General features: G+C 59.5%; 1 pseudogene (cut by a window edge). It reads left to right on the top strand.

Annotation, left to right across the window (positions count from 1 at the left end):
* Window positions 1-1,528: pseudogene (locus tag J4G14_03010) on the top strand (UvrD-helicase domain-containing protein) (it extends 750 nt beyond the left edge of the window).

Here is a 1,528-nt window from a genome sequence, read left to right as displayed (position 1 = left end):
GACATCAGGAACATCCTCAGCTTCCAGAAAGACTTCCCGGATGCGAAGGTCATTGCACTGGAGCAGAACTACCGGTCGACACAGAACATCCTTGACGCTGCTTCCAGGCTGATTTCAGCGAATATTCAGCGCGTCGAGAAGGAACTGTTTACAGACAACGGTAAGGGAGAGCTGATCTCCATAACCGAGGGCTACGACGAGCAGGAAGAAGCTCAGATGGTGCTCCGCGAGATCGGCCTGCTGACCAGGTCGCAAGGCGCCGTTCCAGCACAATATCGGCTTGGCGATGTCGCAGTTATGTACCGAGTCAACGCTCAATCTCGGGCGCTCGAAGAGGCTTGCAGGCGATACGGTGTCCCGTACCAGCTGATCGGCGGCATGAAGTTCTACCAGCGGCAGGAAGTAAAGGACGTCGCCGCTTACCTGCGTGTGCTGGCCAATCCAGATGACGATGTGAGCCTGATGCGTGTCGTCAATCTCCCTCCAAGGGGAATCGGGGCAAGAACCCTGGACGAACTGGCCCGGCTGGCAAGAGATCAGGGCACGTCTGCTTTCGAGGCGATTCGCACCATCTCCCCTTCGACGGAGCTTGGCAGCCCGCTCGTGTCCGGTCCGTTTACGGCCCGTGCAGCACGTGCACTTGGGGACTTCAGGGAGCTAATAGACGGTCTGCGAGCAGAAGCTGGGCAACTAGGCCTTGTTGATCTTATCGAGAGAATACTTGAGAGGTCCGGCTACCGGAAGTATCTGGTGGACAGAGACGATCAGGCCGAGGACCGTCTGGACAACCTGAACGAGTTCAAGACAGCGGCACGGGAGTTCTCCGAACTCGACATGCCGGAAGGACTCAACGCCTTCCTCGAGAGCGTAAGCCTGGTAAGTGACATAGACAGCATGGAGGAAGGCCCCGATTCTCTAACGCTTATCACACTTCACCAGGCGAAGGGGCTCGAGTACCCCGTCGTCTTCATGGTGGGCATGGAGGACGGCCTGTTGCCTCATGCCAGGTCTATGGAGGAAGAGGCAGGTCTGGAAGAGGAAAGGCGACTCTGCTATGTGGGCATGACGCGCGCCAAAGAGCGCCTCTACCTCACGAGGGCCTTCAGGCGTGGATTCCGTGGTGGGACCGGCCCGAACCTGCCGTCGCGATTCCTTCTGGACGTTCCGAGAGAGTTAGTCGCCGGAATGGAAAAGTTGGAGCCGTCGCCTCGCAACGGCTCCGGTACATCTGAATCCCCAACCACGGGGCGCAGACCAGACTCGACGCCACGCACCAGGCGCGAGCGATCGGATCAGGGATTCCAGTTCTCCCGAAGGACACGGCCTGCCCCAACCTCGGAGCCGGCTCGAACACGCAGGCCTGGAAGGTCGGCAGTTCCCCAGACTCGCCGCCGCCGACCGGCCGCCGCTGCTGTGGGAGGACCTCCATTCGTTACGGGCGATAAGGTCAGGCACAAGGCTTTCGGTGAAGGGATCGTGATGAGCTGTGAGCCCAAGAGCTCAGACTTCGAAGCCACAGTCGCCTTCA

The sequence above is a fragment of the Dehalococcoidia bacterium genome (genome assembly GCA_021295915.1).
In the GTDB taxonomy this organism is placed as follows: domain Bacteria; phylum Chloroflexota; class Dehalococcoidia; order Lucifugimonadales; family UBA1123; genus VXRN01.
Note: the sequence above shows the minus strand (reverse complement) of the source record. Positions and strands in the feature narration are given on the sequence as shown.